Here is a 25,096-nt window from a genome sequence, read left to right as displayed (position 1 = left end):
TTCAATTCCTACTTCCCTCCCCGCGTTTGGCCTCGGGCTCGTGCAGTCGCTTTTCTAGCACCCGCTCGCGCTCGAGGGTAGCCTCGAGGTTGGCCTGGGTGATGGCATGGTTGACCAGCTCCTGCGCCAGGCGTTGGCCTAGAAGCTGCACGACCCGCTCGAGGGTCGGTGAAATGTCGGTGCTCATAAAACCTCGGGGCGCGGGGCGAGAAACCCACGGTCTTCAGCCGTGGTGGAGCAAGCTCTTGGGATAGCCCCGCGTGCGCCTGGTTTTGGCGCACAAAGCCGGGTGGTTGGCCGATTTGCTATAGTGGATTTGTGGTTTTTGCTGAGGCTGCAAGGCACTCCACCGGCGTACCGCCTATCGGGAGCGACGGCTATTTGCCCGTGACGCAAACCATTTCGCAGCAGGGACAACCCTGCTGGGCTGCTGTAAACCAGCCATACTTGGGGGAAGCGGTGCGTGCTAGTCTGCATAATCCTGTCCCTGAAAGCCCACTGCTTTAGCTGTGGGTTGTTTACCTGGGCCTCCAGTTGGAGGGAATCCGGGCCACAGTAGTCACCGTGTCCCAGCGCGATAGGGGGGTCAGCCGCAGGGCCGAGCGGCGACCAAACCACTGGCCTCGGTCGGCTCGAGTGTTCTCGACAACCGTCGGAATTCCACCGATTTCTCCGGCATAGATGCCGATGTGACCTTCACGATCCCGGGCCACCCGGGCACTCCTGGGCGGTTCGTCGTGGTGGGCGCTACTGAACAGCAAATCGCCCGGCTTGATGATCCCTAGCAACGCAGCCTGCTGGCTTGGGCTGGCCGGATCGTAGTCTGCCCTGGCGATGTCCCACCCAAGCCGATCCACCCCCAGCTCAATGTCGTGTGCCCATCGCGACTTGTCTGCATCAGCCTTGGTGTCATCCAGCACTCGGCTGTACAGGATCCAGCGATTGGTTGCGTAGACCCGCGCTATCACTTCAAACACAAAAGCGACGCACCAGCCGGGTGTGGCAACAAAACCGGGCAGCTCGCGCCGGACGGCTTGTAGGGCGGTTTGGGCAATTTTGCTCATGTTGGCCTCAAAAGTGAAGCCAGCCCCGCGAATCAGGGCTGGCTAGGTTATCGTTAGTTTACTGGGAAAGAGGGGGCTTGAGAAGGGAGAAAATGTTTGTGCCCCCGATTGTTGGAATGGGGGCTGTTACAGTTCGGGAACAATCGCGTCCAGATAGGCCGTTGGGAAGGTCGTCGCCAGGGGCTCGAACCAATTATCGAAAGCCATGTCGCCGGCCGCCCGCTTGGATGCCTGGGCAATACGCCGCGCTGCTTCGAGGTCTAGGCGTCCCGCTGCCCGCAGTTGACGGGCTTCGGCCTTCAGGCGACGCAGGTGCTCGATGTTGGGTTTGCTGGCGATCATAAGAGCTTTAGCTCCTCTCTAGCTGCCCTGATCATAGCATGTCCGTCGGGATCAAATACCCTTAATGCACCGGGATTGAACGTAAACGCAACAAAGCACTCACAAAAATATTCCTCCCAGTCGTAGGCCGCACGTTGGCTAATCCGGCCGCCCTTGGCGAACGCTTGCTCGATCCTGCCAAGCCAGCCTGAGCGCAGACGCAGATCCCCCAGAATGTGGTGTCCTACCTCATGCACCATCGAATATTTGATGGCTTGTATGGCGTCTATTGCGGTCTCGGAAAACGCGGCTAGTTTAATCGGCCTGAAGTCCTGCCTGTACGTGTCGGATGGGCGGCTGCTATGTACTGTCAGACGTTGTTCAATCTCATCGTACTGGCCTGCCAAAAAACCCTTCCTGGGTTGCGGTAGGGGCTTAAACGACAGTTCCGTTAGCGGTCTCGTTTTCAGGTATTCGGTCAGGCCGGCCTGGTTCAAACCACGCAACACCTCTTCGGTTTCGGATTTGGACAGCCTCGAAACCCCTTCTTGATACTGCACGCCCCTGCGAATTCTCTCCTCGCGCACTCCAGGCGCCGCGTCTCTACTATTTCGTTCGTAAGCAGCCCACAGCGCCGGGTGGTAGTCCTCCGGCCGTGGGCTCCAGGCCTCACGTCCTGGGGGGCGACCAAAGCCCTCGAGGGGGGGCTGGTCGGGGAGCGTCTGGGTTACACGGTTCTCGGCTTGTTGCACGCTAAATGTCACCAGTGCGGTACGACAGCGGAAGTGTAGCGGAGGAATATGGGAGTCCCAGAACGGATCTTCGGCAGCGCGGACGACCCCCCGCAGGTTGAGGCAGATCTTCGAGGTTCGCCCATCTAGCACCACCGCCAGCCCCCAGTAGGGGCGCTCTGCCCGCAGTTCGTCGGCGGCCTTCCAGCGTCCTGCGCCGTAGGCCAATTGCAGGTTGGTGTCAAAAATGTTTTGCAGCCGGTGTGCGCTCTGGCCGCCCCAGGATCGCTGGAGCCGGTCACTGAGGCGAGCCTTGAACTGCTCGAAGGTCTCGCCTTCGGCCAGGCCCGCATCCAGCGCGTCCATCACGCCCTGCACCAAGTCGAGCTGGGCCAAGCCTGCGATAAAAAAGGCCCGCTGTCGGGCGGTATCCGATATGGCTCGGTAGGCGGGATCCGTAAGCGGCAGCCGGGCCCTGAACCACGTGACGGCCCGGTCGGGGCTGATGGGGTCGGCATCTACGGTCCAGGGCATATTACGGATTGGAAGGGTGCACCGTGATCCGCCAACTCTCCAGTGTAGCGGTCTGGGTCGCAGTAGTCGTCGAGCTGCGCACACCCAGGGTAACCGTCTGGGTGCCAGTGAGGTTAGCCGTGCTCGTTTGCCGCGCATACCGGCTGGCCTGGGCACCAGTCAGGCCCGTGTTCGCAGCACCGGGCACGCTGCGATCGTTGCGCAACCACAGGTGGGTTAGGGTGGTGGAACTCACTGAAATCTTGCACTGCGTGTAGTGCACTGCTCGGTTGGATGCACTGGCGGCTGTTTTTGTGCCAGCAATATTGATCTCAAACGTCCCGTTGGGTTCAAGTGTCACCTCGCTGGACTCGGCGGTGTAGAACGGATTGTCGGCTCCAGGCCCACTAAATGCGGGCCAGATCTCCAGGCCCATAGAGTACCCAGCCCAGGTCAGGATTGCGCCCTGGCGATCTGTCAGACGTCCGTTAAATCTCCATGCTTCCCCCCGAATGACGATCTGGGGCACTTCGGGTATACGGTTGTACGGAGGGACGCTCATGGTTTCTCCGGGGGTAGGGGGTTGCCCATCAGGGTGCCCAAGAGCCAGCAGGGGAGCCCAAAGGCCAGCATTAACACCAGTGCGTGGCCTTGAGGCATGCAGACCTCCATCAAATGTCCTCCCGCTGGGCCAACATGCCCGCCATCTCGCCCAGCAGCCAGCCCGCCTCGACCAGGCGGCGCAGCCCCGACGTGTCGAGTTCCGGGAACAGCTCCACCAGCCGCTCACGTAAATGGTCCGGACTGTGTGCAGACTGAATGGCCTCGAGTAGACGGGCCAACGTGGGCGCGAAGGCCTCACGGCCTGCCTCGGTGGCCCGGCCAATCAGCTCGAAGATGTACTGCTGCCCATTCATCATGCCGGGGCGCAGTTCTCGCTCGAGGGCAGCTAGGGGTGTGCGGGCCTGCTGAGGGGCTCGCCGAGGCTCTGGTTGTTGTGGGTTTGCCCCCCCCAGTCTGATGAGTGTTCGTTCGCCCTCGGCGGGCTCTGGCACGCCGAATTTCTCCGCAATCCAGCGCTGGGAGATGGGGTAGCCCATCTGTTGCAGGACATCCAGGGTTTTGGCCTTCTCTGCGAGATCTTCGCCCTCTTCGATGATGCCAATAATCCTGGGGGCCAACTTAAGATTTTCGGGTTCTGCGTTAAATGCGGTAAAGGGCGTCGCCAGATCGCGGCGGATGGTGTCCGCGAGGGACTGTACATCCACCTCGAGCAGGTCGGTGCGGGTACGGCGGTGCTCGCGCCCCAGGGCCTGCGTGCCGTGCTCACCTTCGCCACTGGTTAGGGTTTGCCCCAGGGTGGCCAGGGTCATTTCGCGGTTGGCGATGTCATAGATACCACGATATACATCGGGGCCGCCGGTGGCGCGGGCCACCTGGATAATCTCGATCGCGGTATCCTTGCTGATGATGCCTGCAGCGTCGGTGCCCAGTGCTCGCACGGCCCGCTCGAGCGCGGCCATCTCGTCCTTGCCGGTAGCAGGGTCGTACTTGCCCAGCCGATAGGGCTGTCCAAAAACCTCCGCATACACCACCCAGTCTTTAACGGCATAGTGTTTGAAGAGGTACCACCAGGCATTGGTGCGCATCAACCCGGCTCGAGTGGGGCTACCGCTGCGGGCCTTGTAGCGGTGCTCGATGACCTGACCATAGGGCGGGATGTAGCCCTGGGGGTGCTCGAGTGAGCGAATTTTGAATCGCTTGTGCTCGAAGTCCCAGACCAGGAAGCGGGCCTCTATATGCTCGAGTTGTCCTGGAATCCACATGGAGCCGTCTCGCTGCCAGGCCATGCCTACCAGGCTTACGCCTTGGCCCAGGGCATCTTGCAGATCCAGCATCCACCCCACCCGGCTCGAGTTATCCCACCATTCCCGAAACGCGTCTGCCAGGCGTCGAGCCTGAGCGCTGTTATCGGCGGGCTCGATACGCCACTCGATCCCAATGGACGATAGCTTCCGATCCTGCATAACCTGGAACAGCTTGCCGTCGCGCTCTTCCATCTCACTGAATAGTTCAGCTTGCTGGTCGAGATAGCCGTCATCGGCCTCGTAAATGATCTGGGCTAGTTTCTCGGGCGTTAGACCCCGGCTGGGATAGTTCTGGTAGCGCTGCTCGAGGCCCACCACCGGGCTGGGTCGGGCGTTGTTGGGGGGCTTGCTAGATATGGGATTTCCAAACTGATCCAGGATGGGCATGGGCCTCCAAAGCAGGGCCCCCGCTCAGTGAGCGGGGGCTAGGTTAGAAACAGTATAACCCGTTGCTGGGGGTTGGGAAGGCGTTGCACGCTACGTGTCACCACCGACCAGCCCCTGCACTCTTTTGCGGGGTTGAAGGGGCTGAGCTGGTCTCCGGGCCTAGGTTGCCCCAAGCCCCAACTATTTTTGGCTCTGGTAGGACGTGGGGGGGTTTCAAAGCGTACCTTCCGGCTTGCCCTGAGGGTTGCTGAAGCGACTGCGCTGAATGGTGTGATATTCGATTGGCCCCCGCCGCCGCCCTCGAGCATGCACCGCCAGCGCTTTGGCCCAGAAGTGGTCGGCGTGGCCCGCCTCGTTTCGTTCGGCGTCGTAGCGTACATTCCCGGCGCTGGTGACGATGCGCTTGATGGCGTGCAGGCTCTGGCGCAGGGTCTGATCGTTGTACGGGATTCGCTCTTTCCTGTCCTCGAAACCTAGGCGCAGCGTCTGGGCTAGATCCGCCTTGGTCTCGAGGTTGAAATGTACGGGCTCGACCTTCCAACCAAACCGGCGGCGAGCCTCTTCAGCCAACATCTCGCCCATACCGGTCGCATCTATGCACGCCCGACGCACACGAGGCAGTAGAGAGGCCAGCACCTGGAGCTGGGCGTGGAAGGGCGTGTTGTGCAGCTCGATGATTTTGCGACACCAGGCCACGTCTCCCACCACCTCGTCTATCCAGATAACCGTGAGGTCGCGGCGGCGAGCGATGTCCATGCCCAGATAGGCATTTTCGGGATCCCATTGGTCGGATAGCGTATCCTCTACCTCGGCGGCCAGAATCAGGTCGTAGGGTAGGAACGCGGAGCCCTCATCCAAAAACTCCAGCAGATACTCCTGCTGCCAGGCCAGGGGGTCGTTGAGGGCAATTCTCAGCTCCTCGGGATCGATGTCAAGCCCGTCGGCTACTGCGTCGTAGATCGTAGTTTTGTGCTGGCTCCAACCCTCGGCGTTGAGCCACAACTCGGCAAACTGGTTGCCGCGTCCGTTTGGGGTACTGGTAATCCGTACCTTGTAGTTGGGGTTGCGTGTAATGATAGGGAAAACTGCCGTCCAAATACCCCTGGGATCTTTGTGAAAGGCAAACTCATCTAGGTTGAGGTTGCCCGAGTAACCCCTGGCCGTTGCGGGGTTGGCAGGCAGGAACAGGTGCCGAGAGCCGTTGGGGAGCCGATACTCAAGCTGCGTCACCCGCGTCTCGCCATCAAAAAAGTAGTCTTCCAGTGCCTGTGCCGCTATTTTATAGGCATCCAGGTGGAGCTTAACCTTCTCGGCCAGTTCCAGGCTCTGGCGCTGGCCACTAGACAAATGAATCCACAGGGTTTTGCGCTCGAGGCTGTCGTTCACGGTCTCCAGGGTAGAGGCAAAGGATTTGCCAACCTGGCGTGCAGCCAACCAGATTTTAAACCGGCTCCGATCTTCCACCCAGCGCTTTTGATACGGTAGCAGCATACTATTTACTCAGGCCGTAAATTTCTTGGCGGATGGTGGCCAGAACCTCGGGATCGAGGTTTTTAGCGGCTAGTTTGTGCTCGATCTTGTCGGCCACTATAGCGGCTTGGCCCTTGTTGAAGATTCGCTCGGCCTTCTCGAGCTGCAGGCTGGCCTGCACTGCCTTGACACCAGTCTCGAGTATCTTCCCCACCGCCCTGGCATCAATCTCCTCGGGGTCGAAGGTCTCGAGGAACCGCAGCAGTTTGTGGATCAGCACGTTTGTGAAGGCCGTTTGCAGGCTGAGCTGCTTGCCGGTGGATCTGCCGATGACCTCCATAACCTGCTGGGCCTCCAGGGCCGCGCCCAGCGCAGGCAGCAGGTGGGTGGTGCGGTGGCGTGAGAGGCCGCCCGCACTGAGCTGCTCCCCACGCGCAGCCGCCCAGCTCACAATGTCCTCTATGCGGTACGGCGAGCCGTCAGGCCTGCGGATATCGCCCAGCAGCATCTGATCTATCTCATCGCGCAGCGGCGACTGGCAGACCTTACAGCGGGTAGATTGCACATAGATCGCCACCGAGCCCCCTACCTGGGTACAATCCAGCCCAAAACTGTGGCGGTGGCCAGTAGGCCGTACAGTCCCCAACCCGGTTTAGCAGTGCGTTTGACCAGGAGTTTTTCCAGGTCTTCTAGCCGAGCCAGGACTCTGTTCTGGTTGGCTTGTGCTGATAGCCGCAGTGCGGTAATCTCCTCTCGCATTTGTCGCAATTCGTCGAGACTCACGAGCGCCTCCTGGGGAATACCACGCCGGGGTCAAGTAGGTCGCCATTGCATAAATCAATGCCCTTTGCCGTAATTTCTGCATATTCAAAGCCGCCGCGCCCGTCGTTGCGCCAGGCTATCTGTAAATATTCCTTCCCTGGCGCGCTTAGGTATCGTAGGATGGACTCTAGTTCATCATTCCCTGGCAGTTGATGAAGGCCTTCGAGCGTGAGCTTGAGCGAGCGCTCGGGCAACCGCCACGGAGCATCGGGATAAAGCGGTTTATCGTCCAGGCCAGTGGCAAACAGGTACAGCGCGTATAACACCTCTCCGCGCAGTATTTTAGTACGTTGGTTTCCAAGTCTTGGCATAACACCTCACGGACTGGGTATCGCGGGAATCTTGACCCCCATCAGCGCGGCGATTACGCCAGCAACGATCAGAGCGGTTCGCCAGAAGTCGCCCGCCCACCACCAGGGTGTCCGGCTTTTGGGTACGCGCTCCAACAGTTTTATGGCCAGCATCTTTTCGCGCATCTTGCGGATGCTCTCCTCTCGCTCGTGCGGGGCCGCCATAGCCAGCTCGTCCAGCAGGTCTTCCAGTAGTGAGCGTTCCAGATCATTCATTCCGCCCCAAACCAGTGCCCCCGCCGTATAGGCGGGGGCTAGGTTACTTTCAGTATAGCGGATTTTACTGGGCTTGACGGGCCGATGCCCCGTTGTGCCCCAGTGGTGACATTTAGCGTGACTCAATCCACTGGTTGGATCATATACAGGGCACGGTCGCCCACCTTGGCCCACCATACCCACGCTCCACGGTGACGGAACCAATTCCGCAGGACATGCCCGTCACGGGTCATGGGGCGGCCCCGCTGGCAGATGCCTCTGTATACCGGCATACAGCGGGCCTCAGCGTGCACCGCCGAATCAAACAGTTCGTGGTTCAGCATTTCTGACCTCCTTGCATGTGCGGCGAAGCCTGTGCGCAAGGAGACAGATTTGTTCGGATACGTTCGCGCGCTCAAAGCGCATCCGTGCTGCACGCCACCTGAACAGCATGTTCCAGCGGGGGGTGTTCAGGTGAGCGTTCAGGGTCTCGCGTTCGACGGGGGATAGCTCGGCCAGGAACGACTCGAGGTCGCGCCGCCAGAGGCGCAGTTCGTGCGCGGCAATGTGCGCAGCGGGCAGCTCCGGCACGAACACCGGCAGGTAGCTTGCCCGGTGCGGGTTGTGCCCCCCTAACACCTTCTGCCAGGACTTCATCCCTTTACTCGCCATCCACAGTGCCTTCATGACGTGTTCGGCCTGCCAGGCTGTTCGGTGAGAAATTGGGGTTGTTTATGAGTGTGTTTTTGGGTTTGGAGAGCGCATCTATGGGTTGCAGAGTGGGCTCAGATGTTACACGGGGATTATCGGCTTCTAGTGGAGTCGTTTGCAGCATTTGCAGTGTTTCACCCACTCTGCAAAGCTGCGAAGTGGGGTTGTGGGCGGGGGCTGTAGTGTTTTGTTGCGTGCCACTCGATTCTCGATCCACTCTGCAAAGCCGATTTTTATACTCAGGTTCAACATTGCAGGGTGGGTTTATGAGAACCCCACTCTGCAATGTTGTACTTGGGTCTAAGATTGCAGAGTGGGTCTGACCGCCCCGGTCTTGCATAATGGCCCTTATTAGGCTTTCGAGGTTGACCAGGCGCTTGCGTATATAGCCCCCACGTTTCCGGGGCACCTGGACTATTTGCGACTCCACCGCTGGGTTTTTGATGTACAACGCGATGGTTCGGATGCTTTTGCCCAGCCGCTCAGCGGCCTCGGTCAGGTTGACAAAATCAGCTTTAGGCATAGGCCTCCACTAGGCTGTTGGCTCCGTACGTAGCGTTTCGGAAGAAAAAAAATCCAGGCTAACGCCGTACGCAGCCGCAATTTTCTCGATGACATAAAACGATGTCCGTTTTCCCCTGCGCCCGGTCAGGATGTGCTCTATCGTACCCTCGGCTAGGTTGGCCTTGCGGGCCAACGTCCGTGGGGTATCTCCGTTTTCGTGCATTAGAAGCTCGATTTTGTCCTTCACGTTCAGATACCTCTTGGCAACATGTGGAGCATTACTACAATGCTACATGTATAGCCTACAAGTGTCAAGGATTTGCAAACCGCCCTAACAAAGCGGAAGCCTGCCGATCTAAAAGGGCCGTTCAACGACTGGATATACCAAAGCATGCAGGCTCGGGGTATCGAAACCTTAGAGGAGTTCTCACGGGTCTCCGGGATCTCCAGGGGTACGCTATATCACCTTGTTCGTGGCAGGGTATCCCCCAAAGGTACCTGGGTAAAACCATCTATTGACACGTTGCTTGCTTTGGCAGCAGTCTTAAACAGGCCTATCCAGGACTTTATTTTTAGATTGGAGCCTGATGCCCCCGGAGCCGATCATCTGCCGGTGATTGAGGGCGGGTTTATAGTCCCTGTGGTTGGGGTTGTTGGTGCGGGCCCAGGTCAGCTCGTGGCCCCTAACACCAAGAGTGTCTATGTGCCCTCTACTGTAGCGAAGGGGCGTTTATTGGAAGCCTATGAGGTTATGGGCGATTCCATGTGTGGCGGGAAGCGCCCTATATGCGATGGCGACATCGTGGTGGCCAACCGAAAGGACAAGGGGGTGAGCTAGCAAGTGGTGATAGCGCGGTTAACCGATGGTAGTTACGTCTGTAAGGCTCTCAAGGAAGAACGTTTTGGTCGGCGGTTGATGTCCATAAATCCCTTGTATACCAACTCGGCCCCACCCCTCATTCCCGCCGAGGACGTGGAAGAGATTATTGGTCGCGTGGTCTGGGTGCAGGGAGCTGTAGAACGTTTGGGGGGTTAGCGATGGAACGGGTTTTGTCTGTTCTGATTGTGTTTTTTGCGGTTGTGTTTGCCCAGCCCGCGACCACCCTTGAGGCCCTTTTTCGGCGTGCGGACCTGGAATATGTTAAAGAGAACCTGCCGAATGGCTATTCTGTGGATGTTGTGCGTAATAGTCGCGTAACCACAGTAGGCGTTTTTGCCGAGACGGCTGAGGGCCGGCGCTGGATTAATCAAATTTCTGTGGGTTTCGTACGACAGCCTGATGTTCCTGAGGCGTTGGAGGCGTTGGGTTTTGCGTTTGGTTTGCTCGGCACTGCGTGTATGGGCAGGTTCGATTCGAGGGCTTTGTCTGAGTGGATGGGGCGTTTGGATACCCGCAAAAGTGGTCGCTATCGGGCCACTTTTGGGACTGTTCGCGTGGAATACGTTGTTCAGTACTACGTTGGGGGTCTGGCCTCAGGACAGATTGTAATCTTTAGATCAGATACTCCCAACACCCCCGCGTGGCCCCGATTTTGTGTTGCAGCCTGAGCGGTGGGCTTATAGGTGTCACGGCCCACAGCGGCATGTTATATTAGTCCTAACCTAGCCAAGTCACCCCCAGGGTTTCCCTGGGGGTTTTGGTTTGGCGTCTTTGTATGAGGAGGTGGGTGGGTGTTGAACAGGTTTGCTTCAATCTTGGCAATTTCCAAGTTGGTCTACGCCACGGTGGGCCTGATCGTCTTGCTGATCGAGGACATCATGGATGGGCTGCCGGGGGCGCAAAAAAGGGAGGCCGCCATTGCCCGCATCAAGGAAGTGGTGACAGGCATCCTGGGCTTCTGGCCCGCGTTCATCCCCGACGTACTGCTAGGTATGGTCATTGACTGGGTGGTGAGTCGGTTTAACGCCGACGGCACCTTTCGTAAGGGTGGCGGCACTCAGGCTGGCGCCCCCGCTGTCTCTGCAGACGAACGGCTCTAATACATGGCTTTCACCCAACACCATCCGACTGGAGAACCGCGCCTACTGGCGTCTGAAGACCGGTTTGCCGCTAGACCTGTTCGACACCTTTCCTGAGGAGGTTCAATTTGCACACCCTGACCTATTCCGGCAGCACTTCGCCGATGTCCTTGGTGTCCGGCGGGCTGCCGCTTCGGATTCCACTCCACCCCTTCGGTGAGTTTTTTGGCAATGGACGGCGGTTTCTCTTCGATGAGGCCAGCCTGGCCGCGGTAAGGGAGCAGCTTGCCGCCCAGGGCCGTCCCTGGGTGCTCGACTGGCACCACGCCACGCTGCACGTCGAAGAGGGTAAGCGAGACAAGGCGCCTGCCGCCGCTTTTGTGCGCGATGTGGTGGTCGAGGACGGATATGTATATGGCCTGGTCGAGGAGTGGACAGCGGAGGGGGCAGCGGATGTTGCGTCGGGTGCGTATGGGTATATCTCCCCAGTCTTGCTACACACCGAGGATGGGCACATTGTGGGATACCACTCCCACGCACTAACCAACCGGCCCGGCACGCAGTGGCAACGTCGGATCGGCCTGGAGGATACAATGGACTGGCTCAAACAACTGTTGGGATTGGCCCACGATGCCACCGCGGAGCAGGTCAAGGCTGCTCTGGAGGCTCTGTTGGCCAAGGCCGGGCTGGGCGAACTGCTGGGGCAGGCGCTCGAGCTGGCAGACTTCACCCTCACCCCCGAGCTGCGGGGGCGGATCATCCGCCTGGCCGCGAGTGAGGGGGTGCTGGAAGAGATCAAGCACCTGCGCGGGCAACTCGAGGCCGACCGCCGCGAACGCGCCACCAGCCGTATCGCGTCGCTGGTGGAGGCTGCGCTCGAGGATGGCCGCATTCTCGAGTCTCAGAAGGCCAATTTCCTGCGGCTGGCGGCCTTGGACTACGAGGGCACTCGCGCCGCTCTGGAGGCTATGCCCAAGCAGGTGCCAACCAAGCTGCCTAAGGTGGGGCTCGAGGACGACCAGGCCCGCTCCCGACTCAACGACAGCGACCTGGTTGTTGCCAAAATTGTTGGTGTTTCCGAAGAAACACTCAGGACGTATGGAGGTGAGGATTAATGCCTGCTGCAACTGCTCCTCGTGACACTCCCGAGCGTGAGGGTTCTGTGGTGGCCGTACCGGTTAAAGCCAATACAAGGGTTTTTCAGGGCACGTTGGTGGTGTCCGATGCGGGATATGCCGCTCCAGGTCGTGCTGCACTCAACCTGCGGGTCATCGGTCGGGCCGATGAGACCGGCGACAACATCGGCGGGGCCAACGGGGCTATCAGCGTGCTGGTGCGTCGGGGGGTTTTCAAGTTCGACAACGATGTGGGCGATGCGATTACCCAGGCTGACCTCTGGGCTGATTGTTTTATTACCGATGACCAGACCGTCTGTCGCACCAACGGTGGTAACACCAAGAGCCGGGCCGGTCGCATCATTGACCTCGAGCCCGATGGGGTGTGGGTGGACACCCGCTAAAGGAGTGTACTTGTGATTATAACTGACGCCAATCTTGCCAGTCTGCGCCGCGCCTTCCGCGCCTTGGCCTACGAGAGCCTGGCCCAGGTTGACCTGCAGTGGGGCCAGGTCGCTATGATGGCTCCCAGTAACACGAGTTCCAACACGTATGGTTGGCTGGCCGACGTACCTGGAATGAAGGAGTGGGTGGACGAGCGGGACATCAAAAGCCTCAGCGAGTCCAGCTACACCATCAAAAACCGTGATTTCGAACTGTCGGTGGCGGTGAAGGAGAATGACATCGAGGATGACAACCTCGGGGTCTACTCACCCATGTTCCAGATGCTTGGCGAGGAAGTGGCTTATCATCGCGATCAACTCGTCTTTGATGTGCTAAAGGCCGGCTTCACCCAGCAGGGCTACGACGGCAAGACCTTCTTTGCCCCCGATCACAGGGTAGGCAAAGCCACCTTTTCCAACCGCGGCAACGTGGCCCTGACTGCTCTAAACTTCGAGGCCGCCCTGTCCCAGATGCAGAAGATGCCCAACGCATCTGGGCGCCCCATGCGGTTGTTCATGGGTACCGGTAACCGTGCTCCGCTGCTGGTGGTCGGGCCCGATTTGCGGGCCACTGCCGAGAGCATCGTAGCCCTGCGCACCTTGTCGGGCGGGGGCGAAAACCCCAATTACCAGAAGGCCCGCCTACTGGTGGTGCCCGAGCTTTCCGGTACAGCCTCTGCGTACTGGTTTCTGCTCGAGACCGGTCGCGCCGTCAAGCCCCTGATCCTCCAGGTACGTAAGGAGCCGCGCTTCACCGCACTGGATAGGCCCACCGACGAGAATGTGTTCAAGCGCAAGGAGTATGTGTACGGGTTTGATGACCGCAAAAATGCGGGCTACGCCTTCTGGCAGCTCGCCTATGGCAGTACTGGAGCCTAATCGAGAGAGTTATGTTCTCCATCGCTGATATTCGAGCAAACCTGGCCGAGGATGTGCTGATTTATCTCGTAGACGACGAGAACGAAAAGGCGATTACCCCAGCGGGGGAGGCTCGGATTGTCGAAGATATCCGCAAGGGGGTGGCTGAGGTCAACTCCTACGTGGCTCAACGCTACGCTCTGCCGCTGCCCGAAATCCCAGATGTGCTGCGAGACAAGGCGATGGATATCGTCAAGTACAAGCTCTTTTCACGGCGCGGCATCCGGCCTGGTACAGCCGATGAGACCATCCGCACCAACTACGAAGATGCTATTCGTTGGCTGCGCGACCTGGCGGTTGGCAGAACCAGCCTTACCTTCGGCAGTGGCGCGGGCTCCGATGGCCCCACCGCCCCCAGTGGGGTTGGGGCCGAAATCTCTGCCGATGATCGGGTCTTCTCGCGCAAAAAGCTGGGGGGTTTCTGATGCGTAAAACAGATTTGATTGGGGTGGTGGCCGGTAAAACCGGTCTGTCTAAGCGCTCTGCGCAGGCAGTAATAGATGCGTTCGTCGGCTCCGTGCAGGCTGCCCTTGAAGAGGGCCTGGTTGTGCGGGTAAACGGTTTTGGCACCTTTGAGGTGGCAGATCGCAAGGAGCGTTTGGGTGTGCGGCCTGGCACCGCAGATCCGATCGTAATCCCGGCCAGGCATGTGCCGGTGTTCCGGCCCGCCAGGAGGCTCAAGGACGCGGTGAAGTAGTTGTGGGAGTGCGAATTAAGGGCGATCTGCAAAGGCTAAACCGTATAGTAAGGCGGTTTAGCCAGGTTCGCCTGGATCGGGTGGCGTCCAGTGTGGGGGAGGCGCTGGTCTCCTCCACCATCCAACGATTTGATGAGCAGGCGGGGCCGGATGGCCGCCCCTGGCCGCCCCTGGCCGCCGCCACCGTAGCTCCCAGGGCCAACGATTTCACCAAATCTGGGCGATTGCGTAAGGGGGTAGAAGAGCGGCTGCAGGGTCGAAAAATCCTTATTCGGTCTGCACGATTGCGCAATAGTATCTCCTATGTGCGGGAGGGCACCAGGGTGATGGTGGGTACCAATGTGGTGTATGGGCGCATCCATCAGTTGGGTGGTCAGGCTGGACGGGGCAAGAAGGTCAGTGTGCCAGCGCGACCCTACCTGGGCATCTCTCGCGCTGACGAGGTCGAAATTCGCCGCATCCTCGAGGAGGAGTTGGGTGGTTGAGCTGGTACGCAACCACCTAAGCAGGGGCCTGGTGCAAACTGGGCTGATTGAGCGCTATATCCGGCAGGAACAGCGCAGCAGGGGCGAGGGATATCCCTCCGACTTAGCCGCCTATCTGTACCCCCTCCAGGGCAGCCTGGAGCGGGCCGGAAAGCGCTTATCTATTGAGGTGGGGGATAAAACCCGGCGCTGGTTGTGGCTTGGACAGGCCGTCATACGAGTGGAGTTGTACGCCCGCACCGAGCGGGAGTTGGGCCAAATCCTTCAAGGGTTTTTGGCCTGGCTTTTCGATCACACCCTGGTGGACGGCTCGGGCGTTGCATTTGCCATTCCCGCTGCCGGGGTGAGGTTTTCCTATCAGGATGAAGAAGGCGTCCTTATCGCCCAAAACGGGATCTGGCTCGAGATCCCGGTCGAGATCGGCGTATACCGTGATACTGCGTGGGTGCCCATCTCGGTTGAAATCGAGCGCGAAATCGAAGGAGGCGCAAGTGGCGAATAACAACACAACGCAGTCCGCCGCCGATCTCCCCACCGTTGAGCACCTGGCCGAGCAATACGGGATTCCCGCCTGGACCCTGGCGGGGGTGCGGGTGCGCGAGGGGTGGGCTGTTGGAGCTCGGTTGAAGGAGACGGAGTTTACGCAGGCTGTGGAGCGGTTTTTGAAGAGCCCGACTGACGGGCCATTGCCCGCCCGGAAACGAGGTGATGCATGAGTCTGCCAGGTGTATATCCCGTCATTCAAGATGGTGGACTGGGGGTTGTAGCCCCCTCTGGCGATGGGCAGCGCGTCGTGGTAGGCGTATCCTCGGCTGGTCCCCTCAATCAGTTGGTCGGCCTGGCCGATCTCGGCCAGGTGCCTTCCGTTTTGGGTAGCGGACCGCTGGCACGGGCCGTGGCCGACCAACTCGCTTATGGGGGTGGCCAGGTCTACGCGGTACGGGCCGCTGGGGACGTGGCTGGATCGGTGACGCCGGGTGCGGGCAACCCCTCCAACCCTGCTGTCACTACCGCTGGTAGTCCGCTCGATAGCTATGAACTGGTGGTTACTATTACCAGGGCAGGAGCAATCGGTACATCGGCTTTTGTCTATAGTCTGGACGGTGGGGATAGTGTGAGTGTGGAGATTTCCACTGCGGCCACTTATGCGCTCCCCGGCACGGGTCTCACCCTGAACTTTGCCGCAGGCGATTATGTGCTGGGTAACGTCTATATATTTACCGCGACGGCGCCCAGAGCCTCTGTAAGCAGCGCCCAGGCCGCCATTCGGGCGGCTCTCAACTCGGCGCTCCTGTATGAATACATCCAACTCGCTCAGCCTTCTGATGCGGCAATGTGGGCCACCCTGGATGCCCTCGCGCTTGAAGCCCAGAATGCCTTTCGCTACATCTATTTTGTGGCTGAGACTGTCTCTCCTGGGGCAGATGCCGATCTCTGGGTCAACACTCGCCTGACCGAAAAGGCATCCTTCTCTTCTAAACACGTCCAGATCGTGGCGGCCTGGGGAGAGGTGGTAGATACATTGAGCGGCCGGTTGGAGGTACAAAGCCTGGCCTCCCGGATCGCCGCTCGATCCAGTCGTAATCCGGTACATATCAAGGTAGCGTGGGTACAGCAAGGTTCACTCAGCGGCCTGGTGGTACCGGCCCCTTTCAATTCCGGCCAGTACGGTAAGGCCACCTTGTTCAATAACGCCCACAGCCTGGCCCTGGACAACGCTGGGTTCACCACGATCTACAAGCTTATTGGCCGCGACGGTTGGTTTGTGGTAGAGGATCGCATGGCTGCCGCGCCCACCAGCGATTACAAGATTGTGCCGAATCGCCGGGTGATGAACAAGGCCACCACGCAGGTGCGGCAGGCCCTGTTGGATTTTGTCCAGCAAGGGGTAGATCCTACCGATCTGAACGCATCCCTGGCCGCCCTGGTCGCCCGCGCCAACACCCCGCTGCGCTTGATGCAGACAGGCGGAGAAATTGTGCGGGGTCGGGTGGTCATTCCAGCGGGACAGGACATCCTGGCCAGCCCGTCGTTACGTGTCCAGGTGCGCATCGTGCCGCTGGGCTACCTGCGCGAGATTACCCTGGATATCGGCTTTGAAAATCCCTTTTTGGCGGCCTGACGGAGGTGATGTATGATTAACGGTAGGTACTACGATTGGGAGCACATCACCATCAACCTAAAGGGTCGCACCCTGGTGGATGTAAAGTCCATCAACTATGGCGATGAGCGCGGAGCAGAAAAGGTGTACGGCAAAGGACTCAAACCTCGCGGTTATCGCCTGAACCGCTATAGTGGCAAGGATGGACAGCTCACGGTGCTGCGCGAAGAGTACGATCACATGCTCGAAGACTCAGAAATTCAACAGAAGGGGCTCTACGGTATTGACCCTTTCGAGATTGTCGTCTCCTATGACAAGGGCGACGGGAATCCTAAAACCGATGTCCTCCAGGACTGTATTTTCGTCGAGCGAGACTTCGATAATATCGAGGAAGATGGAGACGAAATGACTGTCACTCTAGGCTTCCAGTACCTGGGATTGCAGTCCAATAACCAGGACGCCCTTTCCGAGTAACCTTGGGAGGTAAAAGATGGCCGATAAACCCGCCGCATTTCACACGTTCGAGGCACCTGAAGGTAGGGTCTATGCCTTCCGTAAACCGACCACTGCTCAAATTGATGTATTGGTTGCTAAAACCCGCAAAAGCGCCATCCAGGCCACCACCAACTTCACCCTGGCGATCGTAGAGCCCTCTCAGCGCGCCGAGTGGGAGGCATTGTTGGTAGAAAAGCCAGGTTACGCCAGCGATGTCACTGAGTCGGTGATGGAAAAGCTGGGTTTTCCGATCAGGGGCTGATTTTTGATGACCCCCTCAGCCCCTTTGAGCAGTACACTGCGCTTATCGAGCACTGGCTCTGCCAACCAGCTAGCCTCGACCTGGACGAGTTCCGCAACCAGGCGCGTAGAGCACTCTGGTTAGAGCGCCGATATAATCCCCAATCCAAAAAGGCCCCGAGGTAGGGGCTTTTTTATGCATAATTGCTTCTTTTATACACTAATGAGAGGTTCTCATTTATTATTACATCGTATCAATCGCCACTCATTTTTTTCAGAATGCTCTCAAGATGACATTTAGCGTGGAGCGTCGTGACATTTAGCGTGGAGCGAAATTCGCCTTGGTGACATTTAGCGTGCACCGTGTACCAGGTTCAGTTTTTTCCAGTTAACGCCCGCTGGATTCCCCTCAGACACGCATTTATTACGGCTTATTCCGCTTTATTCCGGCTATTCCGCGTATGACAAATAGCGTGAAGCGGTACATCCAGCGGGCAAGGTTGCCTGGCCGGAGGTGCTCGAGGTGCTCAAGCTGGGCTTCTTCACCGCCCTGCGGGTGACCTTCTTCGTGCTCCTGGTCACGCTGATCTGGCTGCCCATCGGGGTCTACGTGGGCCTGCGGCCCCGCCTCACCCAGTGGGTGCAGCCCCTGGCCCAGTTTGGCGCGGCTTTTCCGGCCAACCTGCTCTTCCCCCTCTTTGTGGTGGCCATCGCGCACTTCCGGCTCAACCCCGAGATCTGGGTCTCACCCCTGATGGTGCTGGGGGGGCAGTGGTACATCCTGTTCAACGCCATCGCGGGCAGCGCGGCCATCCCCAACGACCTCAAAGAGGCCGCCCGTCTCTACGGCCTGCGGGGGTGGAACCGCTGGCGGCGGCTGATCCTGCCGGCCATTTTCCCCGCTTTCGTGACCGGGGGCATCACCGCCACCGGCGGTAGCTGGAACGCCAGCATCGTGGCCGAGGTGGTGCAGTGGGGCGATACCACCCTGGTCGCCACCGGCCTGGGGGCCTACATCGCCCACTGGAGCACCGGCGAGTTCAACCCCCACGTGGGGCTGGGCATGCTGGTGATGGGCCTGTGGGTACTGGCCTACAACCGGCTGATCTGGCGGCGGCTCTACCGGCTGGCCGAGGAGCGCTACCGGCTGGACTAATCCCGGAGGTATCCATGCAAACCAACCGCAAAACCTTGCTAGAGGCCCACAACCTGACCAAAACCTTCACCACCCCCGAGGGCAAGCCCTTTGGCGTGCTCGAGGACATCCACCTCGAGCTCCAGGAGGGCGAGATTGTGGCCCTGCTGGGCCGCAGCGGCTCGGGCAAGAGCACCCTCTTGCGCTGCCTGAGCGGGCTGTTGCGGCCCTCGGCGGGCGAGGTGCGCTACCGGGGCCAGCCGGTGCAGGGGCCCATGCCGGGCATGGCCATGGTCTTCCAGAGCTTTGCCCTCTTCCCCTGGCTCACCGTGCAGCAAAACGTGGAGCTGGGCCTGGAGGCAATGGGCATCCCTGCCCCCCAGCGCCGCCAAAGGGCCCTGGAGGCCATTGACCTGGTGGGGCTGGACGGCTTCGAGAAAGCCTTCCCCAAGGAGCTCTCCGGCGGCATGCGCCAGCGGGTGGGCTTTGCCCGGGCCCTGGTCACACAGCCCGAGGTGCTCTTTATGGACGAACCCATGAGCGCCCTGGATGTGCTCACCGCCGAGACCCTGCGCCTCGAGCTTTTGCACCTCTGGCAGAGCGGACGTCTCCCCCTCAAAGGCATCCTGCTCGTCACCCACAACATCGAGGAGGCGGTGCTGCTGGCCGACCGCATCCTGGTGCTCTCGAGCAACCCCGGGCAGATCCGGGCCGAGATAGCGGTCACCCTGGGGCATCCGCGGGAACGCGAAGACCCCGCCTTCCAGGAGCTGGTCGAGGAGATCTACCGCATCCTGACCACCCGCCCGGCCCCTGAGCGGGCCACGCTCGAGCCCCTCACGCTGGGCCACCGCCTGCCCCAGGCCCCGGTGGGGGCCCTCACCGGGCTCTTAGAACGGGTGGCCGAAGGCCCCGACTACGGCAAGGAGGATCTGCCCCGCCTGGCCGAGGAGATGCACCTGGAAGTAGACGACCTCTTCCCCTTGCTGGACGCCGCCGAACTGCTGGGCCTGGCCGTGCTGCAGGCCGGCGATATCCAGCTCACTGCTGAAGGCCAGCGCTTCGTAAAGGCCGGCCTGGAGAGGCGCAAGCACATCCTCGCAGAGCGCCTGCTCCAGCAGGTTCCTCTGGTCGGGCATATCCACCGGGTGCTGCACACCCGCCCCACCGGGCGGGCCCCTGAGGAGCGCTTTTTGCGCGAGCTGGAAGACTACATGTCCACCGAGGACGCCGAAAAGGTGCTGGCCACAGCCATAGACTGGGGGCGCTACGCCGAGCTGTTCGAGTACGACTACAACACCGGCCTGCTCTTCAGAAGCGAGGAGGCCGCCAGCCCGGCGGCTGGGTGATGCCAGGCCGGGGTAGGTATTCCCCTATCTACCCCGGCATTCGCCGAACCCAGCTTGGATTCAACAGGCCGGTATCACTTGATGCACACCGGAAGCTCGAAGCGCTGAGACATGATCACCGGTCGCGGCCAGGCGCTGGAAGTAAACCCGTCCGAGACCTCGAGGTAGGCCACGAACTGCTGCTTGTAACCCGGACAGGTGTTGATCGAGGGGAACAGCGCGGCCAGGTTGGGAATGGTAACACTGGGCAGGGTCGCGTTGAGGCGCTGCCCAAAACTGTCGGTGGTGATGTTTACTCTGCCCGAACCCCCAGGCACTGCTTTCTTGGGGCCGGGATACCCCCCCACCACCTCGGCAATGTACCAGGCGTAGGCCAGGGTATCGGTATCGGCATCGAAAACACTGCCTTCCAGCACGATATTGGTGCTGCCAAGCGTGGGGTTGGCAACTTTATCCTTGGCAAAAGTCGGTACCGGACGGGTAATTTTGGCCAGCGGCGGTTGGTTGGTGCGGGGTGGGTCGGGATCTCCCACATTCACCAGCACATACTTATCCACCGCGACCCCCTGGGGGTTGGTGTATTTGAAGGTAATGCGCCGCCAGCCGGGCTGATTACTCAGGCGCATGCGCGTGGCGCAGCCGAGGCTGGGTACTTCGTCGCCCATATCGGCGTTGGTATCGCGGTTGCGGCTTCGCCACTCACCACGGGTACAGTCGGGCACGCTCAGCGTTTTATCTTCCCAGACGGCCTGTAAGAACAGGTAGCGGCCTGCGGGTACGGCCTTAGCCTGCGGCAGTGTGGGGTTGAGGCTGGGCAGCGGCTGGATGATGTGGATCAGCGGGGGGATGTCCTGCACGGTCAGGGTGGTGATGACGGTGGCGCTCAGGTTCAGGGAGTTGGTGGCCCTGGCCGTGAGGGTGCGGGGGCCCAGGGTAGAGAAGGTGTAGGAGACGCACTTGCTGCTGGTAGGCGCGGTGCCCAGGGAACCATCCGAACTCGAGCTTATCTGTACCGGCAGCGGGCCATCCTGCGGATCGAAAGCCGTGGCGCAGATGTAATAGGGCCGGTTGATAAACGGGCCGCCCTCGAAATTAACCGAACTCCCACCTCCAAAAACCACCGAGGGCGGGCCCGGCTGGGCCTGGGCAATGGTACCCAGTTTTTCGTTGAAGATCTCGAGGTCGGTATCCAGTCGGAAGAGCCAGAGGTCGGCATGGATGCCGATGCTGCCCTTGACCCCGGCGTCCAGCTTCCAGACCGGGTTGCCGGGCACGGTGGCGCTCAGCTCGAGGTACGCCCCCAGCTTGGCATAGGGCCCCACCAGGCCGTACAGCAACACATCCACCTTGCCGTTCATGGAGCCGGTGACCTTCAGGGTGCTGTTGGCCTGGGCGATGCCGGCTTCGAACTTTTTACCCAGGCTCGAGCAGTCTCTGAAACCCCCCTTGTACTCCAGGCAGGCCTGCGCGTTGAGCTCCTCGCTGGCCCCCAGCACCAGGTTGGCCGAGACCGTACCCTCGGCGCTGATGGTGATGTAGAGGTTGGGGACAAACACCACCGGCACCGGCCCCACCATCACGGTGATGGGCTTGAAGGTGTATTTGGTAAGCTCGTACTCCTTCTTGATGGTCTTGCCCAGGGTGGAGAAGATCTTTACACTGGCGTTGTGCTTGATGCCATAAGCCGCCTTGAAGTAGACCCCGTTTGGATAAACCGGAACGCCCAGCACCTTTTTCCAGGTAACACCGGCCGAAAAGCCGTTTTGCAGGTCAAATAATACATTGCCCTCGGCCCGCACCTGATCCAGTGTGGTGGAAAGGTTGCCGTCTTCGTCGTAGATGATTTCGTTGAAGGTAAAGTCGAGGACATTCATGGGCTGCACACCTGGCTGGGCCTGGTAGCGGGTCTGGCCGTTGGCAAACCGAACCCCTGGAGAAAGGCCCTCGGCCTGGACTAGGTCTTGGGCCCCAAGATTCTTCTGGAAGCTGGCCTCGCCCTCGGTGATGGCCTCGGCCAGGCTGGCCTCCTCGGCCTCCACCACCACCTGCTCGCTGCCTGCTGTAATTTGCTTTACCTTGAACAAAAAGCCATATGGTGCGTTGGGGCCCGGCTCGCTGGCCAGAATCTGACCGACCTCGAGCTCCCCCAACTGCGGGCTGCCCGCCTTGAAGGTTAGGGTGGCCTGGCACAGCGGGCGGCTCGGGTTGGTGTACTCGAGGCACTCGTTCAGGTTGTTGATGACCAGGCCCTCGAGGCTCTCGCGGGTCTCGGGGCTCAGCACCCGGGTCTGCGGGGAAATTTTGGGCTCGATAAATGCTGGCTCCTGAGGCCCCCTCCCGCAAGCTGCTAGAACTCCTGCCAAAAACAAAGCAATTAACGTTCGCATACCCCTCCTCTCTTACGCGATGGAGGTAAGGGCGGAAAGTATGCAGAACCCCATCACGTACCACAAAAAACCCAGTACCAGGTACCAGGCCGTGGTACAGCCATAATAAACGCGCATTACATCTTCCCCTGTTGCACCCAACCCAGGCAACGCATAACGCATACCCGGTTCAAACAACTTACCCGCGCTGACAAGAGCTGGGTGAAACCCCGAACTTTAGGCGCTGGGGGCCCGTGGTTTCGGCCCATAAAGACGCGCCTTCCTCGGGCCTGGCAGTTCGTCTCATATTGCTTGGAAAATGCAGAAACAGCCTTTCTGGAGGTGGTACTCACACCGTTCATGGAGCGTTAAGGGGTGTTTCGTTAATCTCCGGGCGTGCTCGAGTATGGCACACTACCTAAAAAGGGGGAAAAGTATGAAAAAAACCTGGATGGGACTGTTGGGCGCGGCGGCTTTGCTCATGAGTGCCTGCGGGCCGGGCGGCGGGGCCGGAACCGGCTGCGACCCCAACGGCACGGGCGACTTAGTGGTAAATGTAAGCGGACTGCCAGGCGGGGTGAACGCCAAGGTCAGCGTGAACGGCCCCTCGGGCTTCAGTCAGAACCTCACCGGCAGCCAGACCTTCACCGCCACCGCCGCCGGCACCTACACCATTAGCGCCGATAAGGTAGCCAACACCGACCCCCTGATCCGCACCGCCTACAGCGCCAGCGTAAACAGCAGCCCGGCCTGTGTGCGCAACGGACAGGCCACCACCGTTAACGTCAACTACAGCCCAATTCCCAGCAGCAACAAGCTCTGGATGGTCAACGGCAACCCGCCCAGCGGAAGCACGCCCCTGCTGGGCTTTGCGGCCTCACTCCTGGGCAGCACCGCCACCCAAAGCCCCAGCGTGAGCGCCGGTACCGTCGCCCTGCGCGACCTCACCTTCGATTCAGACGGCAACCTCTGGGGCATCGGGGGCACCACCGTAGACCCCAACCTGGTGCGCTACCCGGCTGGTGTGCTGGGCAGTTCGGGCAGCAAGACCCGCGACCGCAGCATCAACATTGGTGGGTTTAGTTGCTCCCCTGGGCCCGCCCGGCTGGCCTTCGACGCCAGCGGCAACCTGTGGGTGAGCATCCCCTGCGCCAACAAGGTGGTGCGGGTGGCGGCCAGCCAGCTCAACGCCTCGGGCACGGTTACGGTCACGCCAGCGGTGGAGATCACCGGCCTAGACGCGCCGGAGGGACTGGCCTTCGACGCCAGCGGCAACCTGTGGATTGCCAATGCTGGCGCTGCGCGGGTGGTCAAGTTCAACGCCAGCCGGCTCAGTGCCTCCACCAGCGGCCCCGACCTGACCATCGAGTCTAAAACGCCTTCACCTGTCAACACCCTGGGCGCCACCTTGCTGGCCTTCGACGCCGGCGGCAACCTGTGGGTGATAGATCCTGGGCTCAACATCCTCTACCGGCTCACGCCCAGCGACCAAGGCGGCAGCGGCAACAAGACCCTGACCCCGGGCATCCAGGTGAGCATTCCGGTGGGGGCCGTGCTGGAGGGCATGGCCTTTGACGAGGGTGGCGGGCTATGGATCACCTACTCGGCAGGTAAGTTCGCCCGGCTCTCCCCTGCCCAGCTTGGCACCAGCAGCACCTCGGGCAGCCCCACCATCCCCGAGCGCATCATCACCAGCAGCATCGGCAGTGCAGGAGGCCTGGCCCTCTACCCGGCCCCGGCAGGCCTGCCGCTCTTCCACAAGCTGCCATAGGAGCGGTCACAAGGGAGTCTCGCCATTCACTTTAGGATTCAAAAGCTGCTTTTCTTAAGCGCAAATTGGATAGTCTGGTCATGCCCAGAGTAAGCCAGCAAAAAGGCCCCCGCAAAGCGGGGGCTGTTGGTTACAAATGGAAGTTCGCATGGCATTGTTTTGCTACAGTCGAACTATGTAATACCGTTTCCGCTTGAATCCTTCACCGTAGGACGCAGTCAGAGGTGAAGGATTCAAGCCGACCGAAGGGAGTAGAAAAGCATTTCGGTAGTATCGTTTAGGCTTGCCGAAGTGAACGATACTACCGAAATGCGTATAACAACCGTTCATGGGGTGTTCAACCCGGCTCTTCTACACTTCGGGCAACTTCGGGAAACCCGAAGCCCACTATGGAGGAAGACCATGAAACATCTTTGGAAGTTGGCTCTGGCAAGTACGCTTCTGGTGCTAGCGGCCTGTACCACAAACCCGCCCGAGGAAACCCCAACCTTTACCGCAGGCTCCCACCCCGGCTATGACCCAGGCCGCAAGGGCGAGGTGAAAACCATCACCATCAGCGGCAAGCCCTTCACCTACGAGGTGATTGACGGCCTAGCAATTTACCAGGGCGATATGATCCTGGGAACCGAGGCCCAGGTGGCGCAGATGGCGGCTCGAGCCGCCGAGTCGGGCATCAAGCCCCAAGGCGTAGGCTGCTCGGAGGGGTTCGGGGGCGACTTCGGCTGGAGCTGTACCCGCTGGCCCGGTGGGCGGATACCCTATACCTTCGCCAACGACTGGGGCAGTGAGGCCGACAACATCACCATGCGCAGGCGCATCCTGCAGGCAATTGCGCACTGGGAGGAACACACCAATCTCGACTTATACGAAGACCCAGGCGGGCCCAACAAGCTGGTCTTCAAGAACTCCCGGGGGTGTTCCTCCGTCGTCGGGCGGCGGGACGATGTCTTCAACGAATCCCTTCGTGTGCTACCTGCAGTCTACCCTTCCACCCCCGCCATCCTGAGCAGAAGACGGCTGCGGATGAGGTTGTGCACCAGCAGAATCAGGTTCACCCGCGCCAGGAAACCTGCAAACGACCGGGCC

At 60.1% G+C, this 25,096-nt stretch carries 32 protein-coding genes; 17 read left to right on the top strand and 15 right to left on the bottom strand.

Features of this window, described 5'->3' with window-relative positions:
- Window position 1 precedes the first annotated feature (1 nt).
- The 14 genes from WKI89_RS11720 to WKI89_RS11655 form a co-directional block, all read right to left on the bottom strand.
- Complete coding sequence (locus tag WKI89_RS11720; protein ID WP_337869844.1) at window positions 2-187, bottom strand: hypothetical protein; 186 nt, start codon at window positions 185-187, stop codon at window positions 2-4.
- Between the two features lie 331 nt (window positions 188-518).
- A complete protein-coding gene (locus WKI89_RS11715) occupies window positions 519-1,064 on the bottom strand; it encodes a hypothetical protein (protein WP_337869842.1) in 546 nt (181 codons plus the stop codon).
- Between the two features lie 126 nt (window positions 1,065-1,190).
- The gene (locus WKI89_RS11710; RefSeq protein WP_337869840.1) at window positions 1,191-1,406 is read right to left on the bottom strand and encodes a hypothetical protein; all 216 of its coding nucleotides are present in this window, start codon (window positions 1,404-1,406) and stop codon (window positions 1,191-1,193) included.
- A complete protein-coding gene (locus WKI89_RS11705) occupies window positions 1,403-2,650 on the bottom strand; it encodes a phage minor head protein (RefSeq protein ID WP_337869838.1) in 1,248 nt (415 codons plus the stop codon). Before WKI89_RS11705 ends, WKI89_RS11710 begins: the two co-directional genes overlap by 4 nt.
- A 1-nt stretch (window position 2,651) precedes the next feature.
- Window positions 2,652-3,191: a hypothetical protein gene (locus WKI89_RS11700; RefSeq protein ID WP_337869837.1), complete on the bottom strand. Its 540-nt coding sequence runs from the start codon at window positions 3,189-3,191 to the stop codon at window positions 2,652-2,654.
- 109 nt (window positions 3,192-3,300) lie between these two features.
- Complete coding sequence (locus WKI89_RS11695; protein WP_337869835.1) at window positions 3,301-4,884, bottom strand: DUF935 family protein; 1,584 nt, start codon at window positions 4,882-4,884, stop codon at window positions 3,301-3,303.
- Between the two features lie 213 nt (window positions 4,885-5,097).
- Window positions 5,098-6,375 (bottom strand): terminase family protein, encoded by a 1,278-nt coding sequence (locus tag WKI89_RS11690; protein ID WP_337869833.1) that lies wholly within the window; start codon window positions 6,373-6,375, stop codon window positions 5,098-5,100.
- A gap of 1 nt (window position 6,376) precedes the next feature.
- Entirely contained in the window at window positions 6,377-6,931 is a 555-nt protein-coding gene (locus tag WKI89_RS11685) for a phage protein Gp27 family protein (RefSeq protein WP_337869831.1), read from the bottom strand.
- 8 nt (window positions 6,932-6,939) lie between these two features.
- Window positions 6,940-7,137 carry a hypothetical protein gene (locus tag WKI89_RS11680; protein WP_337869830.1) on the bottom strand — a complete coding sequence of 66 codons (198 nt, stop codon included), beginning with the start codon at window positions 7,135-7,137 and terminating at the stop codon, window positions 6,940-6,942.
- Window positions 7,134-7,487, bottom strand: a complete 354-nt coding sequence (locus WKI89_RS11675; RefSeq protein WP_337869828.1) for a hypothetical protein — start codon at window positions 7,485-7,487, stop codon at window positions 7,134-7,136. Before WKI89_RS11675 ends, WKI89_RS11680 begins: the two co-directional genes overlap by 4 nt.
- A gap of 6 nt (window positions 7,488-7,493) precedes the next feature.
- Window positions 7,494-7,742 (bottom strand): hypothetical protein, encoded by a 249-nt coding sequence (locus WKI89_RS11670; protein ID WP_337869826.1) that lies wholly within the window; start codon window positions 7,740-7,742, stop codon window positions 7,494-7,496.
- A 122-nt stretch (window positions 7,743-7,864) separates the two neighbouring features.
- Complete coding sequence (locus tag WKI89_RS11665; protein WP_337869824.1) at window positions 7,865-8,065, bottom strand: hypothetical protein; 201 nt, start codon at window positions 8,063-8,065, stop codon at window positions 7,865-7,867.
- Window positions 8,043-8,378 (bottom strand): hypothetical protein, encoded by a 336-nt coding sequence (locus tag WKI89_RS11660; protein ID WP_337869822.1) that lies wholly within the window; start codon window positions 8,376-8,378, stop codon window positions 8,043-8,045. The genes WKI89_RS11665 and WKI89_RS11660 overlap by 23 nt, the downstream gene beginning before the upstream one ends.
- A 586-nt stretch (window positions 8,379-8,964) precedes the next feature.
- Window positions 8,965-9,183, bottom strand: coding sequence for a helix-turn-helix transcriptional regulator (locus WKI89_RS11655; protein WP_337869820.1), 219 nt, complete (start codon window positions 9,181-9,183; stop codon window positions 8,965-8,967).
- 791 nt (window positions 9,184-9,974) lie between these two features.
- Here WKI89_RS11655 and WKI89_RS11650 point away from each other — a divergent pair.
- From WKI89_RS11650 to WKI89_RS11580, 15 genes are all read left to right on the top strand, one after another.
- Complete coding sequence (locus tag WKI89_RS11650; RefSeq protein WP_337869818.1) at window positions 9,975-10,484, top strand: hypothetical protein; 510 nt, start codon at window positions 9,975-9,977, stop codon at window positions 10,482-10,484.
- 147 nt (window positions 10,485-10,631) lie between these two features.
- Window positions 10,632-10,916 (top strand): hypothetical protein, encoded by a 285-nt coding sequence (locus WKI89_RS11645; protein WP_337869817.1) that lies wholly within the window; start codon window positions 10,632-10,634, stop codon window positions 10,914-10,916.
- A 107-nt stretch (window positions 10,917-11,023) separates the two neighbouring features.
- A complete protein-coding gene (locus WKI89_RS11640; protein WP_337869815.1) occupies window positions 11,024-12,010 on the top strand; it encodes a phage protease in 987 nt (328 codons plus the stop codon).
- A gap of 47 nt (window positions 12,011-12,057) precedes the next feature.
- Entirely contained in the window at window positions 12,058-12,414 is a 357-nt protein-coding gene (locus WKI89_RS11635) for a hypothetical protein (RefSeq protein WP_337869814.1), read from the top strand.
- A 12-nt stretch (window positions 12,415-12,426) separates the two neighbouring features.
- Window positions 12,427-13,332: a Mu-like prophage major head subunit gpT family protein gene (locus tag WKI89_RS11630; RefSeq protein WP_337869813.1), complete on the top strand. Its 906-nt coding sequence runs from the start codon at window positions 12,427-12,429 to the stop codon at window positions 13,330-13,332.
- An 11-nt stretch (window positions 13,333-13,343) separates the two neighbouring features.
- Window positions 13,344-13,796, top strand: a complete 453-nt coding sequence (locus WKI89_RS11625; RefSeq protein WP_337869811.1) for a DUF1320 domain-containing protein — start codon at window positions 13,344-13,346, stop codon at window positions 13,794-13,796.
- Window positions 13,796-14,068, top strand: coding sequence for an HU family DNA-binding protein (locus WKI89_RS11620; RefSeq protein WP_337869809.1), 273 nt, complete (start codon window positions 13,796-13,798; stop codon window positions 14,066-14,068). The genes WKI89_RS11625 and WKI89_RS11620 overlap by 1 nt, the downstream gene beginning before the upstream one ends.
- A gap of 2 nt (window positions 14,069-14,070) precedes the next feature.
- Window positions 14,071-14,553 carry a phage virion morphogenesis protein gene (locus WKI89_RS11615; protein WP_337869807.1) on the top strand — a complete coding sequence of 161 codons (483 nt, stop codon included), beginning with the start codon at window positions 14,071-14,073 and terminating at the stop codon, window positions 14,551-14,553.
- Window positions 14,546-15,055, top strand: coding sequence for a hypothetical protein (locus WKI89_RS11610; RefSeq protein WP_337869806.1), 510 nt, complete (start codon window positions 14,546-14,548; stop codon window positions 15,053-15,055). The genes WKI89_RS11615 and WKI89_RS11610 overlap by 8 nt, the downstream gene beginning before the upstream one ends.
- Window positions 15,045-15,269, top strand: a complete 225-nt coding sequence (locus tag WKI89_RS11605; protein WP_337869804.1) for a hypothetical protein — start codon at window positions 15,045-15,047, stop codon at window positions 15,267-15,269. The genes WKI89_RS11610 and WKI89_RS11605 overlap by 11 nt, the downstream gene beginning before the upstream one ends.
- The gene (locus tag WKI89_RS11600) at window positions 15,266-16,675 is read left to right on the top strand and encodes a DUF2586 family protein (protein ID WP_337869802.1); all 1,410 of its coding nucleotides are present in this window, start codon (window positions 15,266-15,268) and stop codon (window positions 16,673-16,675) included. The genes WKI89_RS11605 and WKI89_RS11600 overlap by 4 nt, the downstream gene beginning before the upstream one ends.
- 12 nt (window positions 16,676-16,687) lie before the next feature.
- Window positions 16,688-17,128, top strand: a complete 441-nt coding sequence (locus WKI89_RS11595) for a hypothetical protein (protein ID WP_337869801.1) — start codon at window positions 16,688-16,690, stop codon at window positions 17,126-17,128.
- A gap of 16 nt (window positions 17,129-17,144) precedes the next feature.
- The gene (locus tag WKI89_RS11590) at window positions 17,145-17,411 is read left to right on the top strand and encodes a hypothetical protein (RefSeq protein ID WP_337869799.1); all 267 of its coding nucleotides are present in this window, start codon (window positions 17,145-17,147) and stop codon (window positions 17,409-17,411) included.
- Window positions 17,412-17,903: 492 nt separating this feature from the next.
- Window positions 17,904-18,545, top strand: a complete 642-nt coding sequence (locus tag WKI89_RS11585) for an ABC transporter permease subunit (protein WP_337869797.1) — start codon at window positions 17,904-17,906, stop codon at window positions 18,543-18,545.
- A gap of 14 nt (window positions 18,546-18,559) precedes the next feature.
- Window positions 18,560-19,873 (top strand): nitrate/sulfonate/bicarbonate ABC transporter ATP-binding protein, encoded by a 1,314-nt coding sequence (locus WKI89_RS11580; protein WP_337869795.1) that lies wholly within the window; start codon window positions 18,560-18,562, stop codon window positions 19,871-19,873.
- A gap of 74 nt (window positions 19,874-19,947) precedes the next feature.
- Here WKI89_RS11580 and WKI89_RS11575 read toward each other — a convergent pair whose 3' ends face one another.
- Window positions 19,948-22,260: a hypothetical protein gene (locus tag WKI89_RS11575; RefSeq protein ID WP_337869793.1), complete on the bottom strand. Its 2,313-nt coding sequence runs from the start codon at window positions 22,258-22,260 to the stop codon at window positions 19,948-19,950.
- Window positions 22,261-22,675: 415 nt separating this feature from the next.
- On the opposite strand from WKI89_RS11575, the gene WKI89_RS11570 reads away from it, so the two are divergent.
- Entirely contained in the window at window positions 22,676-24,010 is a 1,335-nt protein-coding gene (locus WKI89_RS11570) for a hypothetical protein (protein ID WP_337869792.1), read from the top strand.
- Between the two features lie 402 nt (window positions 24,011-24,412).
- Window positions 24,413-25,096, top strand: a 684-nt coding sequence (locus tag WKI89_RS11565) for a M12 family metallopeptidase (RefSeq protein WP_337869791.1), incomplete at its 3' end; no start/stop codon positions are given.

Origin of the sequence: Meiothermus sp., assembly GCF_037443965.1 — a bacterium.
In the GTDB taxonomy this organism is placed as follows: domain Bacteria; phylum Deinococcota; class Deinococci; order Deinococcales; family Thermaceae; genus Meiothermus.
This window is presented reverse-complemented; position numbering and strand designations above follow the sequence as displayed.